Below are 726 nucleotides of genomic sequence, written 5' to 3'. Positions count from 1 at the left end.
GGCGTCTTCCTGCGCTCCGGCAACGACGCCGTCCACGTGCTGTCCGCCATGAACGGCGGCGTCGGCGCGACCGTCCAGGACATGCAGGCCCACGCCGACCAGCTCCAGGCCCTGGACACCAGCGTGGTCAGCCCCGACGGCTACGACGCCCCCGGCCAGGTCTCCTCGGCGTACGACCTCTCGCTGTTCGCCCGCTCCGGGCTGCAGAAGAAGGACTTCCGGGAGTACTGCTCGACCGTGCGGGCCAGGTTCCCGAGCGGCACCGCCCAGAAGGGCAAGGGCAAGGCGGTCACCGAGTACCAGGACATCCAGAACACCAACCGGCTGCTCAGCGGCGACACCGACGTGCCCGTCTACCAGGGCATCGCCGGGGTGAAGAACGGCAACACCACCAACGCGGGCGCCACCTTCACCGGTGTCGCCGAGCGCGGTGGCAAGGTGCTCCTGGTCACGGTGATGAACCCGGCGAAGGCCGAGCACAACGAGGTCTACAAGGAGACGGCCAAGCTGTTCGACTGGGGCTTCCAGGCGGCCGGGAAGGTCCAGCCGGTGGGGTCGCTCGTCCCGCCGAAGAACGCCGTGACCGCCTCGCCGAGCACCTCGGGATCGGCATCGGCATCGGCATCGGCGGGCACCTCAGCGCCGGCCACCCCGGGCACGCCCCCCGGCGCCGCCGGAGCCGAACCCGTCGCCAGTGCCGCCGTGCAGGGCGGCGGCCACCGGGGC

The 726-nt window shown here is 71.8% G+C and carries 1 pseudogene; it reads left to right on the top strand.

From position 1 onward, the window contains the following. Positions 1–726: pseudogene (locus GTW40_RS02315) on the top strand (D-alanyl-D-alanine carboxypeptidase); the annotation flags it as partial.

Origin of the sequence: Streptomyces sp. SID4985, from assembly GCF_009863025.1 — a bacterium.
Taxonomy (GTDB): Bacteria; Actinomycetota; Actinomycetes; order Streptomycetales; family Streptomycetaceae; genus Streptomyces.
Note: the sequence above shows the minus strand (reverse complement) of the source record. Positions and strands in the feature narration are given on the sequence as shown.